General features: G+C 70.3%; 14 protein-coding genes and 2 pseudogenes. 10 read left to right on the top strand and 6 right to left on the bottom strand.

What is annotated here, in order from left to right:
• The 4 genes and pseudogenes from GT030_RS05305 to GT030_RS05320 all read left to right on the top strand — a co-directional run.
• Positions 1-290 (top strand): annotated as a pseudogene (locus tag GT030_RS05305) (ATP/GTP-binding protein); the annotation flags it as partial.
• Positions 290-1,510, top strand: coding sequence for a cytochrome P450 (locus GT030_RS05310; RefSeq protein ID WP_161200069.1), 1,221 nt, complete (start codon positions 290-292; stop codon positions 1,508-1,510). The pseudogene GT030_RS05305 and the gene GT030_RS05310, both read left to right, overlap by 1 nt.
• Positions 1,507-2,733, top strand: a complete 1,227-nt coding sequence (locus GT030_RS05315) for a cytochrome P450 (protein WP_161200070.1) — start codon at positions 1,507-1,509, stop codon at positions 2,731-2,733. Before GT030_RS05310 ends, GT030_RS05315 begins: the two co-directional genes overlap by 4 nt.
• Positions 2,734-2,893: 160 nt before the next feature.
• On the top strand, positions 2,894-3,883 hold the full coding sequence (locus GT030_RS05320; protein WP_161200071.1) for an aldo/keto reductase: 990 nt from the start codon (positions 2,894-2,896) through the stop codon (positions 3,881-3,883).
• Between the two features lie 51 nt (positions 3,884-3,934).
• Here the strand turns inward: GT030_RS05320 and GT030_RS05325 are convergent, their stop codons facing one another.
• The 3 genes from GT030_RS05325 to GT030_RS05335 all read right to left on the bottom strand — a co-directional run bounded on the left by GT030_RS05325 (position 3,935) and on the right by GT030_RS05335 (position 5,891).
• A complete protein-coding gene (locus tag GT030_RS05325) occupies positions 3,935-4,405 on the bottom strand; it encodes an SPW repeat protein (protein WP_202459710.1) in 471 nt (156 codons plus the stop codon).
• Positions 4,406-4,500: 95 nt separating this feature from the next.
• A complete protein-coding gene (locus GT030_RS05330; RefSeq protein ID WP_161200072.1) occupies positions 4,501-4,998 on the bottom strand; it encodes a hypothetical protein in 498 nt (165 codons plus the stop codon).
• A 68-nt stretch (positions 4,999-5,066) separates the two neighbouring features.
• Positions 5,067-5,891: an acyl-CoA desaturase gene (locus tag GT030_RS05335; RefSeq protein WP_237522217.1), complete on the bottom strand. Its 825-nt coding sequence runs from the start codon at positions 5,889-5,891 to the stop codon at positions 5,067-5,069.
• On the opposite strand from GT030_RS05335, the pseudogene GT030_RS36175 reads away from it, so the two are divergent.
• A pseudogene (locus GT030_RS36175) lies at positions 5,854-5,964 on the top strand (biotin transporter BioY); the annotation flags it as partial. The gene GT030_RS05335 and the pseudogene GT030_RS36175 sit on opposite strands and share 38 nt — an antisense overlap.
• A gap of 78 nt (positions 5,965-6,042) precedes the next feature.
• On the opposite strand, the gene GT030_RS05340 reads toward GT030_RS36175, so the two are convergent.
• Positions 6,043-6,384, bottom strand: coding sequence for an alpha/beta hydrolase (locus tag GT030_RS05340; protein WP_161200074.1), 342 nt, complete (start codon positions 6,382-6,384; stop codon positions 6,043-6,045).
• A gap of 82 nt (positions 6,385-6,466) precedes the next feature.
• On the bottom strand, positions 6,467-7,891 hold the full coding sequence (locus tag GT030_RS05345; RefSeq protein WP_237522215.1) for an amino acid permease: 1,425 nt from the start codon (positions 7,889-7,891) through the stop codon (positions 6,467-6,469).
• Between the two features lie 245 nt (positions 7,892-8,136).
• Here GT030_RS05345 and GT030_RS05350 point away from each other — a divergent pair, with 245 nt between their 5' ends.
• The 4 genes from GT030_RS05350 to GT030_RS05365 all read left to right on the top strand — a co-directional run bounded on the left by GT030_RS05350 (position 8,137) and on the right by GT030_RS05365 (position 11,386).
• Entirely contained in the window at positions 8,137-8,622 is a 486-nt protein-coding gene (locus tag GT030_RS05350; protein WP_161200075.1) for a ribose-5-phosphate isomerase, read from the top strand.
• Positions 8,623-8,689: 67 nt separating this feature from the next.
• Positions 8,690-9,499 (top strand): DNA-formamidopyrimidine glycosylase family protein, encoded by an 810-nt coding sequence (locus tag GT030_RS05355; protein WP_161200076.1) that lies wholly within the window; start codon positions 8,690-8,692, stop codon positions 9,497-9,499.
• A 239-nt stretch (positions 9,500-9,738) separates the two neighbouring features.
• A complete protein-coding gene (locus GT030_RS05360; RefSeq protein WP_161200077.1) occupies positions 9,739-10,911 on the top strand; it encodes a PP2C family protein-serine/threonine phosphatase in 1,173 nt (390 codons plus the stop codon).
• A gap of 22 nt (positions 10,912-10,933) precedes the next feature.
• Positions 10,934-11,386 (top strand): HD domain-containing protein, encoded by a 453-nt coding sequence (locus GT030_RS05365; protein WP_161200078.1) that lies wholly within the window; start codon positions 10,934-10,936, stop codon positions 11,384-11,386.
• A gap of 10 nt (positions 11,387-11,396) precedes the next feature.
• Here the strand turns inward: GT030_RS05365 and GT030_RS05370 are convergent, their stop codons facing one another.
• Entirely contained in the window at positions 11,397-12,542 is a 1,146-nt protein-coding gene (locus GT030_RS05370; RefSeq protein ID WP_237522216.1) for an acyltransferase family protein, read from the bottom strand.
• Positions 12,543-12,995: 453 nt separating this feature from the next.
• Between GT030_RS05370 and GT030_RS05375 the strand changes: the two genes are divergently transcribed.
• Positions 12,996-13,190, top strand: coding sequence for a hypothetical protein (locus GT030_RS05375; RefSeq protein WP_030814126.1), 195 nt, complete (start codon positions 12,996-12,998; stop codon positions 13,188-13,190).
• Positions 13,191-13,297 lie beyond the last annotated feature (107 nt).

The following is a 13,297-nucleotide window of genomic DNA, read 5'->3' on the forward strand; positions in this document are numbered from 1 at the left end:
CGCTCGGCGCGGTCGTCCTGGTCGACACCCGGCGCATCGACGACTCCTGGTACGCCATCGACCGTCTGGAACACCACGGCACGCCGTTCATCGTGGCCTGCAACGACTTCGGCGGCCCGGTGCGCGCGGGCGCGGCCGTACGCGAGGCACTCGACCTCGACCCGGACGTCCCCCTCGTCGACTGCGACGCCCGGTCCCGCGAGTCGGCCAAGGAGGTCCTGATCACCCTGGTCCGCCATGTGCAGGCCCGGTACGCCACGGCCGCCGGGGCCGGAAGGGAACTGGTGTGATGTCCGAGGCCGTTCCGCTCGGCGGACCCCGCTTCCAGACCGAACCCGCCTGCCTGTACCGGGAGATGCGGCGCGACCACGGCTCCGTCGTCCCGGTGGAACTGGACGGCGGCATCCCGGCGTGGCTGGTGCTGGGCTACCGCGAGCTGCATCAGGTGACCGGTGATCCGGTGCTGTTCAGCCGGGACTCCGAGCTGTGGAACCAGTGGGAGAACATCCCGGAGGACTGGCCGCTGCTGCCGATGATCGGGCACCGCCAGCCCTCCATCCTCTACACGGTCGGGGAACGGCACCGGCAGCGCGCCGCGATGATCAGCAACGCGCTGGAGTCGGTGGACCCCTTCGAACTCCGGCGCCAGGCCGAGCGGTTCGCGGACGAGCTGATCGACACCGTCTGCCTCTCCGGCGAGGCCGACCTGATCGCCCAGTACTCGTCCCTGCTTCCGGTACGGGTCCTCGCGCACCTCTACGGCTTCCCGGACGACGAGGGGCCGGGACTGGTCACCGCGCTCAACGACATGATCGACGGCCGGGAGCGGGCGCTGGCCGGGCAGTCCCATCTCGCCTCCTCCATGGCCCGGCTGGTCGCCGACCGTACCGAGGAGCCGGCCGACGACGTGGTCTCGCGGATGCTGGCGGACGACAGCGGGTTCACGGGCGAGGAGATCGTCCAGGACCTGATGGTGATGATGGCGGCCGGGCACCAGCCGACAGCCGACTGGATCGGCAACTCGCTGCGGCTGATGCTGACCGACGACCGGTTCGCGGCCTCCCTGTTCGGCGGCCGCAACAGTGTCGCGGAGGCGATGAACGAGGTGCTGTGGGAGGACACGCCCACGCAGAACGTGGCGGGCCGCTGGGCCGCGCGCGACACCCACCTCGGCGGTCGCCGGGTCCGCGCCGGTGACCTGCTGCTGCTCGGTCTCCAGGGCGCCAACTCCGACCCCCAGGTGCGTACCGACGCCTCCGCGCTGACCGGCGGCAACAACGCGCACTTCTCCTTCGGGCACGGCGAGCACCGCTGCCCGTTCCCGGCGCAGGAGATCGCCGAGGTCATCGCACGCACCGGCATCGAGGTCGTCCTCGACCGGCTGCCGGACATCGACCTGGCGGTGCCCGCCGGGTCCCTCACCCGTCGGCCCTCGCCGTGGCTGCGCGGGCTGACCGAGCTGCCCGTGCGGTTCACTTCGACCCCTGCCCTGGGAGGCACGTCACGATGACCACCGGTACCGGTATTTCCCGTATCGCCCTCGACCCCTTCGTCACCGACCTGGACGGCGAGAGCGCGGCCCTGCGCGCGGCCGGACCGCTGGCGGCCGTGGAGCTGCCCGGCGGGGTGCCGGTGTGGGCCGTCACCCGGCACGCCGAGGCCAAGGCGCTGCTGACCGACCCGCGCCTGGTGAAGGACATCAACGTGTGGGGCGCCTGGCGGCGCGGCGAGATACCGGCGGACTGGCCGCTGATCGGGCTGGCCAATCCGGGCCGTTCGATGCTCACCGTGGACGGCGCGGACCACCGGCGGATGCGCACGCTGGTGGCGCAGGCGCTCACCCCGCGCCGGGTGGAGCTGATGCGGGAGCGGATCGGCGAGCTCACCCGGGACCTGCTGGACGCGCTGCCCGCCGACGGCGGGGTGGTAGACCTCAAGGCGGCCTTCGCCTACCCGCTGCCGATGTACGTGGTGGCCGAGCTGATGGGCATCGACGAGGCGCTGCTGCCCCGGCTGAAGGTGCTGTTCGAGAAGTTCTTCTCCACCCAGACCCCGCCCGCCGAGGTCATCGCCACCCTGACCGAGCTGGCCGGGATGATGGCGGCGACCGTCGCGGCGAAGCGTGCCGAGCCGGGGGACGACCTCACCAGCGCGCTGATCCTGGCCTCTGCGGACGGCGACCACCTCACGGACGAGGAGATCGTCGCCACCCTCCAGTTGATGATCGCCGCCGGACACGAGACGACGATCTCCCTGATCGTCAACGCGGTCGTCAATCTCTCCACCCACCCCGGCCAGCGGGAGCTGGTGCTGTCCGGGAAGGCGGACTGGTCGGCGGTGGTCGAGGAGACGCTGCGCTGGTCCACCCCGACCTCGCACGTGCTCATCCGCTTCGCCACCGAGGACGTGCCGGTCGGCGACCGTGTGATCCCGGCCGGGGACGCGCTGATCGTGTCGTACGGCGCGCTCGGCCGGGACGAGGAGGCGCACGGGCCGAGCGCCGGGGAGTTCGACATCACGCGGGAGACCAGGAACCGGCACATCTCCTTCGGTCACGGTCCGCACGTCTGCCCCGGCGCCGCCCTCTCCCGCCTGGAGGCGGGGGTGGCGCTGCCCGCCCTGTACGCCCGTTTCCCGCACCTGGACCTGGCGGTCCCGGCGGCCGAGCTGCGCCACAAGCCGGTGGTCACGCAGAACGACCTGTTCGAGCTCCCGGTCCGCCTGAACGGGTGACTTGACTTCGAGCGCGCTTCAGCTCGTAGCGTCGCAGGTGCTCCGGTGCCCGGCGTCCCTCCACGGGATGCCGGGCGGCCAGATCCGTCGCTAGATGGATGAAGGGGCCCGAAGTCGTCCGACGTGACGATCGAGCGCGTGCGAAAGGCTGGAACACCACATGCGACAGCGCAGTCTGCGTGACCTGCAAGTTTCCGCAATCGGTCTGGGCTGTATGGGAATGTCCGCCTTCTATGGGACGGCGGACCAGGACGAGGGCGTGGAGACCATCCGGCGCGCCCGCGAGCTGGGCATCGACTTCCTGGACACGGCCCAGATGTACGGGCCGCTGACCAACGAGTCCCTGGTCGGCGAGGCGATCCGGGGCCACCGCGACCAGTATGTGCTGGCCACCAAGTTCAACTACCGGATGGACGACGCGGTACCCGGCGACATGTCCAGCGTGGGCCGCCAGGACGGGTCGGCCGAGCATGTCCGGACCTCGGTGGAGGGCTCGCTCCAGCGGCTCGGCACCGACCACATCGACCTGTACTACCAGCACCGGGTCGACCCGAACGTGCCGATCGAGGAGACGGTCGGCGCACTGGCCGAACTGGTCACCGAGGGCAAGATCGGGCACATCGGGCTGAGCGAGGCGAGCGCGGAGACGCTGCGCCGGGGCAACGCGGTCCACCCGATCACGGCCGTGCAGAGCGAGTACTCGCTGTGGTCGCGGGACGTGGAGGCGGAGGTGCTGCCGACCTGCCGCGAGCTGGGCATCGGCTTCGTCGCCTACTCGCCGCTGGGCCGCGGCTTCCTCGCCGGCCGCTTCTCCTCCCCCGACGAGCTGGACGAGAACGACTACCGCCGCAACAGCCCCCGCTTCACCGACCAGCACCTGCAGGCCAACCTGCGCCTCGCGGCGAAGGTCAAGGAGATCGCCGAGAAGAAGGGCGTCACCCCCGCCCAGCTCGCCCTAGCCTGGGTCCTCGCCCAGGGCGACCACATCGTCCCCATCCCGGGCACCAAGCGCCGCTCCTACCTCGAACAGAACGCGGCCGCGGTCGACATCGTTCTCACCCCCGAGGAACTCTCGCAGATCGACGCCGAGTTGCCCGAGGTCTCGGGTGAACGGTACGACGAGGCGGGGATGCGAGCCGTCAACCTCTGAGTCATGCCGCACGGCCGGGACCCGCGTACGGGTCCCGGCCGGTGTGTTCCGCTAGCGGCCCATCATCCCGGCCGCCCGGCTGGCCCGGCGTTCCCCCGCCCGGTTGGCTGCGGTGGCCATGAGGGCGAGGCACAGGCCGACCGCTCCGGCGACGATGTTGCTGATGATGGTGCGGGTGGTGCTGACGTTGCCCGCGACCACCCAGGGAGCGATGATCATCCAGATGCCGATGAGGGCGGCGGCCCAGGCGCGGGCGTGGGTGCGCTCGTAGGCGTGGCCGAAGCCGCTCATCAGCAGGGCGTAGGCGACGCCCGCGATCAGGTTGTTCACCGCGAGGGTGGTGAAGCCGTTGAAGCCCGCGATCCAGGGGGAGGCCGCCATGTACAGCCCCGTGATCAGGGCCATCGCCTCGACGGCCTGTCCCCGCTGCGTCGCGGCCGCCCGCTCCGCGACCACGAAGCGGTCCCGCATCTCCAGGACGTCCGGGTGCGTTTCCATCGGGGTGTGCATTCGTTCCGTCATGATCGCGCCTCCTGAGAAGGGCTCCACGTCCTTATGTGGATTTTACAGCGACCCGAGTACCCCCCGAAATCACCACATACCCAAGGAAACAGGACTCACTTCGCCGGCTTCAGATCCGTGATCTTGCGCGTCGTCAGGTCGGACTGGACGTCGATCCGGGTGACCTCCGGGTTCTTGCCGTCGCTCCAGGTCAGGGTGACCCTGCTGGTGGCGTGGCCCATGCCGGAGCCGGTGTAGGCGACCTTCCACTTCACCGGCACGTTCTGCGCGAAGAGGATGCCGTCGGCGTGGTTCTTCTTCTCCCAGGCGCTGACCTTCTTGCGGGCGGAGGCGGAGAGGTAGAAGTCGCGCAGCGCCTTGGCATCGGCCCCGCTCGCCGGGTCCTCGGTCTCCCACACGGCGTCGATGTAGGCGCCGTAGAAGTCGGAGACCCGCTGGGTGACATTGCGGGGGTCGCCCTGGACAGAGGTCGCGGCGGCGGGCCGGGACGGGGTGGAGGTGGTGCCCGCGAGCGCCGGGGTGACGGCGGCCAGGGCGAGGCCCGCGGCGAGGGCGACGACGGTCAGCGGAGTCGTACGAATGCGGATGGACATGTGTCTCGATTCCCCGTATTCCACGCGGCCGGGCCGATCCCGGTCGTTGACGGTGCCTAAGACCGCAATCATCGCGGCCCGGTTCCCGATTCCGGCGCTTTGGCTTCGCGGCGTCGCGCCCGCACCCGGCCGGCGTCGGGCCAGCGCACGTCGTAGGCCCAGCCGAGCCCCTCGAACCAGCGGATCAAGCGGGCGCTGGCGTCCAGTTGGCCGGTGAGGACACCGTGCCGGGCGCTGGTCGGGTCCGCGTGGTGGAGGTTGTGCCAGGACTCGCCGAACGACAGCGGGGCCAGCCACCACACGTTGCCGGAGCGGTCCCGGCTGCGGAACGGGTGTGCACCGGTCGCGTGGCAGATGGAGTTGATGGACCAGGTCACATGGTGCACCAGGCAGATCCGCACCAGTCCCGCCCAGAAGAACGCCGTCGCCGCGCCCGCCCAGGTCCCGGTGATCAGCAGCCCGAGCAGGGCGGGCAGCGTCAACGAGAGCGCCACCAAGACCCCGAAGTTCCGCGAGACCAGCCGCAGCGCCGGGTCCCGTTCCAGGTCGGGCGCGTACTGGGCCGTGGAGGCGTGGTCGGGGTCGAAGAGCCAGCCGAGGTGGGCGTGGAACATGCCCTTGGCGAGCGCGCCCGGCGTGCGGCCGTACCGCCAGGGCGAGTGCGGGTCGCCGTCGCGGTCGGAGTACCGGTGGTGCTTGCGGTGGTCGGCGACCCAGGTGAACAGCGGCCCCTGCACGGCGAGGCTCCCCGCGACGGCGAGCGCGATCCGCAGCGGGCGGCGCGCCTTGAACGAGCCGTGGGTGAAGTAGCGGTGGAACCCGACGGTGATGCCGAGCCCGCTGACCAGGTAGAACACGGCGGCGATCGCGGCGGGCCTCACCCCCTTCCTCATCGGCGACGCCCTGAAGGCGGCGCTGGCCATGGGCGTCCTCCCCACGGCGTGGAAGCTGACGGACAAGAGCTGACCCTCACGGCACAAGGCCCGCCTCCTCCACGAAGAGAGGAGGCGGGCCTTCGCCGTTGCCGGCCGATCCCTCGCCCCGCTACCGACCGGCGGACGGGCCGCCCGGAAACTCCGTCACCACTGCCGTGAACGCCTCTGGTGCCTCCCGGTGGATCAGATGGCCCACGGGGATCGTGCGCAGCCGGGCGTCCGGGATCAGGCGGGCCAACTCGGTGACGCTCTCCCGGGGGACGTGGCTCCGGGGGCCGCCGGCCAGGATCAGGGTCCGGGCGGTGATGCCACCGAGCGCCGCCGCCCAGGCGGCGGGCGGGGTGTCGATCTGCCGGCGGACGGCGAGCACCAGCGGCGGACCCTCCGGCGGCCCCCACACCCGGTAGGCGAGCCGTACCCCTCCTACACCGACGAATCGCCGCGTCACCATGCCGGAAGGGTAGAGGGCGACGCGGCGAAGCCCGGTGCCGCGAGGGGGTCTCCTCGGGGCACCGGGCTTCGGCGGGCGGGTGTCAGACGGTCGGGACCTTCTCCGGGTCCTCCGTCGCCGGGATCTCCGGCTGGGTCTTCTTCGCCGTCAGCGACTGCTTGACGAAGGCGATGATCAGGACGACGGCAGCCACCATCAGGGACAGCAGGACCGTTTCGCGGCCGTCGTGTTCCGTGTCGGTCAGCATGTAGCCGAGGACGAAGACGATGAGGGCGGCCGTGGCCCAGGTGAGGTACGGGTAGAGCCACATCTTGACGACGAGCTTCTCCGGCGCCTCCCGCTGGATGATCTTCCGCATCCGGAGCTGCGAGAAGCAGATGACCAGCCACACGAACAGCGCGACCGCGCCGCTGGAGTTGACCAGGAAGAGGAAGACCGAGTCGGGGAACTTGTAGTTGAAGAACACCGCGACGAAGCCGAACAGCACCGAGGCCAGGATCGCGGCCATCGGCACACCGCGGGAGTTGGTCTTCGCGAACGCCTTGGGCGCGTCCCCCCGCTCACCGAGCGAGAACGCCATGCGGGACGCGGTGTACAGGCCCGAGTTCAGGCAGGACAGCACCGAGGTCAGCACGATGAAGTTCATGATCTCACCGGCGTGCGCGATACCCAGCGAGTTCAGCGCGGCGACGTAGGAACCGTCGGTCTTGATCGACGGGTCGTTCCACGGCAGCAGCGAGACCACGACGAGGATCGAGCCCAGGTAGAACACCGCGATGCGCCAGATGATGCTGTTGGTCGACTTGGTGACCGCACGCTGCGGGTTCTCCGACTCACCGGCCGCCAGCGTGGCGATCTCGCTGCCCATGAAGGAGAAGACGACCAGCAGCACACCGGTGAGGATCGCGCCCGGCCCGTGCGGCAGGAAGCCCCCGTGCGCGGTGAGGTTGGACAGGCCCGCCTTGTCGCTGTGGACACCCGGCAGCACACCGAAGATCGCCAGCACGCCGACCACGATGAACGCGCCGATCGCGACGACCTTGATCCCGGCGAACCAGAACTCGAACTCACCGTAGGAGCCCACCGAGACCAGGTTGGTCGCCGTGAGCACCAGCATGACGATCAGCGCCCAGCCCCACTGCGGGACGGCCGGTATCCAGCCCTCCAGGATCTTCGCACCGGCCGTCGCCTCGACGGCGAGCACCACGACCCAGAAGAACCAGTACAGCCAGCCGATGGAGAACCCGGCCCAGCGGCCGAGCGCACGGTCGGCGTGCGCGGAGAAGGACCCGGAGGTCGGGTTGGCCGCGGACATCTCGCCCAGCATCCGCATCACGAGGACGACGAGCGTGCCGACGAGGGCGTAGGACAGCAGGATGCCGGGGCCCGCCGTGGCGATACCCGTACTGGAGCCGACGAAAAGGCCGGCACCGATCACACCACCGATGGCGATCATCGAAAGGTGACGGTTCTTGAGACCTGCTTGCAGCCCGGAACCATGGGACATGGACGGAATTCCTTTGCGCCAGGTGGAGCGGTTCCCGTACGGACGGCGAGAAAGTCGTACGTCGTCGTACGGGGCCTCGCACGAGCGGTGTACGAGGCGGTCCAGTGAATCTGAGGGGAACCAATTCGGGAACCTCTGAATCCGGATTGTTACCTGAGGTTCGCTTGAGGTTCTATGGCCCGTCTCACATATCCCCGATCGAACCCGGAGCTGCTGCCCGGAATCGGGCGTGACACACTCGGTGCATGCGCGTGTATCTCGGCTCCGACCATGCGGGCTACGAACTCAAGAACCACCTCGTCGAGTGGCTGAAGGCGGCGGGGCACGAGCCCGTCGACTGCGGGCCGCACATCTACGACGCCCAGGACGACTACCCGCCCTTCTGCCTCCGGGCCGCCGAGCGCACCGTCGCGGACCCCGGCTCCCTCGGCATCGTGATCGGCGGCTCCGGCAACGGCGAGCAGATCGCCGCCAACAAGGTGAAGGGGGTGCGCGCCGCCCTCGCCTGGAGCGAGGAGACCGCCGCGCTCGGCCGCGAGCACAACGACGCCAACGTCATCGCCGTCGGCGCCCGGCAGCACACCGAGGACGAGGCGACCAAGTTCGTCGAGATCTTCCTGGGCACCCCGTTCTCCGGCGAAGAGCGCCACGTCCGCCGCATCGACATGCTCACGGAGTACGAGAACACCGGCGACCTCCCGCCCATCCCGGCGCACCACCCCCAGCAGTAACGCGGTACCGCCCCCGCCGCCCGGAACGCGGCGGGGGCTCTCGCAGACCCAGGAAGGACGCCCGGCCGTGCCAGAAGGGCACACGATCCACCGGCTGGCGCGGGACTACGCCGAACGCTTCGCCGGCACCGCCCCGCTGGTGACCAGCCCCCAGGGCAAGTTCACCGACGCCGCCGAGCTGCTGACCGGCGCCGGGCTGACCACCACCGACGCCCACGGCAAGCACCTCTTCCTCGGCTTCCGCGACAGCGACTGGGTCCACATCCACCTCGGCCTCTTCGGCAAGGTCGCCTTCGGCCCGGCCCCGGCGCCCCCGCCGGCCGACACCGTCCGGCTCCGCCTCGCCCACGACACCGCGTACGCCGACCTGCGCGGCCCGGCCACCTGCGCGCTGATCACCGACAGCGAGAAGAGGGCCGTCCACGCCCGCCTCGGCCCCGACCCGCTGCGCCCCGACGCCGACCCGGCCGCCGCCTGGGAGCGGATCACGCGCAGCCGCACCTCGATCGCCGCCCTGCTGATGGACCAGAAGGTCATCGCGGGCGTCGGCAACGTCTACCGCGCCGAGGTCCTCTTCCGGCACGGCATCGACCCCTACCGCGCCGGCCGCGACCTCGGCAGGGCCGAGTGGGACGCGATCTGGGCCGACCTGGTGGCCCTGATGGGCGAGGGCGTACGCCTCAACCGCATCGACACCGTCCGCCCCGAGCACACCCCCGAGGCGATGGGCCGCCCGCCCCGCGTCGACGATCACGGCGGCGAGGTCTACGTCTACCGTCGGGCCACCCTGCCCTGTCACCTCTGCGGCACCGAGATCCGCACCGCCGGGCTCGCCGCCCGCAACCTCTTCTGGTGCCCCGCCTGCCAGCTCCGCTGACCTCGTGCGCCCCGTGCGCATCCGTGAACCGGTCGTGCGCCCCGTTATGTCCTGCCAGGAAGCGCAGCCCGCCGCCCGGGAGGGCGGGGAATTTCCGCCGGGTGGCAGCGCGGATGGCCTCACGTGCCGTTCACTGTGTAGTCGGACCGCGTGGTCGAAACGCGAAGTGAGCCCCGCACGGGGGACAAGTGGGACCTCCCGTGCCATGCGGCCGGCTGGATGGATAGGGTCCCGAACTGATGGCAGCAGGACGAGAACGGCGCGCGAAGGCCGAGACGTTCACGGCCCGGTGGAAGATGCAGTGGCACCGGGTCCGCGTCGCGCTGCGCAGAAGCGCGGTCGACTACTTCCGCGGCGACGGCCCCGACTGGATCGCCCTGGTCGGCCTGCTCCTCACCATTCCCGCGCTCATGGCCCTCACACTGGCCAACTCCGTCTGGTGCTCCCCGGCCACCCTGGTCATCCCGATCGTCGCGGGCGGCCTGGTGCTGCGCCCCGCCAGCCTGCTCGGGCTGTACGCCACGGCCGCCGCCGCCCTCATCGTGGAGTCGGTGCGGCTCGGCCCGTACACCGAGGGACCCTCCAGGGTCACCCCCGGCATCGTGCTGGTCGTCGCCGCCTGCGGGTTCTTCGGGCTGCTGACCGCGCAGTTCCGCAGCCGGGTCGGCGTGCCCTGGCGGCGCGGCGGCACCATGCTCTTCGACCTCCGCGAACGCATCCGCGCCCAGAGCGAGTTGCCCAAGCTGCCGAGAGGCTGGCACCAGGAGATGGCGCTGCGCCCGGCGGGCGGCCAGTCCTTCTCCGGTGACTTCGTCGTCGCCGCCCGCACCAACGGCGGCCGCACCCTGGAGGTCGTCCTCACCGACGTCTCCGGCAAGGGCATGGACGCCGGTTCCCGTGCCCTGCTGCTGTCCGGCGCCTTCGGCGGCCTGCTCGGCTCGCTGCCCCCGCACTCCTTCCTGCCCGCCGCCAACGGCTATCTGCTCCGCCAGGACTGGGACGAGGGCTTCGCCACCTCCATCCACCTGGTGCTCGACCTCGACTCCGGCGACTACGAGCTGTACTCCGCGGGCCACCCGCCGGGACTCCAGCTCAGCGCGGGCACCGGCCGCTGGGAGGAGAAGGCCACCGAGGGCCCGCTCCTGGGCGTGTACGACGGGGGGCAGTTCGACTCCACGAAGGGCACCCTGAGACCCGGAGACGTCCTGATGCTCTTCACCGACGGGCTGGTGGAAGCCTCCGACCGGGACATCGCCGAGGGCATCGACCGCCTCACCGGTGAGGCCGACCGCTATGTCGCCGGCGGCTTCCACGGCGCCGCCTGGCACCTCATCGAGGCCGTCGCCAAGGACGTCAACGACGACCGCGCGCTGCTGCTGATCTGCCGCGAGTCATCCGCGCCCGTCCGCTGAACCCCGGTGCGAGACTGGGCCGATGACTCCGCTCACCCTGGCCCTGGTCGAGGACCTCGCCCGCCGCGCCCACGCCGGCCAGACCGACAAGGCGGGCCGCCCGTACGCCGAACATCTGGCGGCCGTCGCCGAGGGGGTGCGGGTACGCGGGGGCGACGAGGAGCAGATCGCGGCGGCCTGGCTGCACGACGCCGTCGAGGACGACGCGCTCAGCGAGGAGTGGCTCGACGGCGCCGCCCTCACCCCGCGCACCAAGGCCATCGTGCTCGCCCTCACCAAACGCCCCGGCGAGCCGCCCGAGGAGTACGCCCGCCGCATCCTCGCCACGCCGGGCGCCGCCCTGGTCAAGCACGCCGACCTCGCCCACAACGCCGACCCGGCCCGCCTCGCGGTCCTGGACGAGCCGACCCGCACGCGACTGGCCGAGAAGTACACGCGGATGCGCGCGCTTCTCGGCCGGCCGGAAGGGGAGTAGGGGAAGGGCGCTACACGCTCGCCTTCTCCCGTACGGGCTGCTTCGGCCCGCCGTGCTGACGTTCCCGCGCCTGCTGGGCGGGGTCCTGCCTGAACGCCCACTCCATCTTCGGCTCCATCACGCACCGGAACACCCGGCGTACCGGAGCCGTGCAGAGCAGGGTGACGACGGTGACCGCGAAGGAGGTCACCAGCAGCGCGCCGAGCGGGCTGTGCAGCCAGTGGGCGTCGTACCAGCCCTCCCAGCGGGTGTACTTGAGGACGAAGCCGTGCAGCAGATAGCCGCAGATCGTGCCCGCGCCCAGCGAGGTGAACCACATCCGGCGCCCCGGCACCCAGGCCAGGAAGCAGGCCGTCAGCACCACCGAGCAGGCGAACAGGGCCAGGGTCATCAGCGGGCCGGTCCACCACGGGGCGCCCATCTCCTGGGCGGCGTCCCGGCGGTAGAACCAGCCGAAGTCGATGTGCGGCACCACGAGCCACGCGGCGGCCAGCGCACCCGCGACGACCGGCACCGAGGCGACGCGCATCGCCCGCGTCCGCACCATCCGGAAGTGCTCGGGCTTCAGGCACAGCCCCAGCACGAAGCAGGGCAGGAACTGCAACAGGCGCTGGAAGTCCAGGTCGTTGCTGATCGCGGGGGAGACGGTCGCCAGCATGGCGATCGCCAGGGCGAGCGGCAGCGGCCACCGCACCACCTTCCACAGCGGGGTCGTCAGCCGCCATACGAACAGCGCCGCCAGGAACCAGGACAGGAAGTACGGGTCGAGCAGGGTGATCCCCCTCTCGCCGTCCTGGCCGAAGTGGTCGCGGAAGAGGGAGTAGGCCGTCTCGAAGACGACGTACGGCACGGCGACACCGGTGATCAGCCGCTTCAACCGGTCCCGGCGCATGTCGAAACTGCGCGAGAAGTAGCCGGAGATGATGACGAACGCCGGCATGTGGAAGGTGTACACGAATATGTACAGCGACCGCAGGATGCGGTTGTCCGCGTACAGCGCCTCCCACGAGTGCCCCATCGCCACCAGCACGATCGCCAGGTACTTGGCGTTGTCGAAGAACGAGTCGCGCCGCTTCGCGGATCTCTCCGGCACCGGCTGGGCAGCCGGGGGCGCCGGCTCGCGGGTCTGACCGGGGGACGGGGAGGCGTCGAACATCTCAGGCACCCTAGCCTCGCGTGTGTGAGTCCGTAAAACCATCGAGGTCATTCACGTTTATCGGCTTCGGGTACCCGGTAAATCGCACAACTTGCCTGCGGGGCCACGGTGATGACGGGCACAATAGGGCCGTTTCTTTGCCCCTCGATGTCCCGATTCATCCATCCTAATTGGGTCATGTCGACCGGCCCCGGCTCAATTCGAATTACCCGCCCCGACGGCCTGCACGGCGATGTGTGGGTATGGAAATGATGTTGGGCAATTACCGTCCCCATCACCCCTGGTCGGGAGGGTAATTGGCGCGCGGCGCATGCCCCGCGCCGGAACGGCCGGCCGACGATGTGTCACTGGCCGCATACAGAGGGCTGGTTGGTGGCACGATGGTTCTGGCGGAGGTGTGCTGCACGGTGCCTCCAGGCCGGGAGAGCGAACCGACCGAGGGTGTGATCAGTTGTGGCCATTTCACTGTCCGTGGTGCTGCTGTTGGCGATCATCCTGGTGGTGTTGATGCGAGGAGGGAACATCAAGGCCGGCCCGGCCATCGTGGCCATCCTCTTCGGCTTCTTCCTCGCCTCCACCGGGATGGCGCCCTCCATCAGCCGCTTCCTCAACTCGATAGCGGAGATGGTCAACTCCATCAGCTTCTGAGGCCGCGCGAACGACTCAGGGGCCCGGCGCCGCCGTGACGGCAGCCGGGCCCCTGAGTCGTGTGGAGCGGGCGACGGGAATCGAACCCGCGTAGCTAGTTTGGAAGA

This window comes from Streptomyces sp. SID1328, from assembly GCF_009865595.1.
Lineage (GTDB): Bacteria > Actinomycetota > Actinomycetes > Streptomycetales > Streptomycetaceae > Streptomyces > Streptomyces griseoluteus.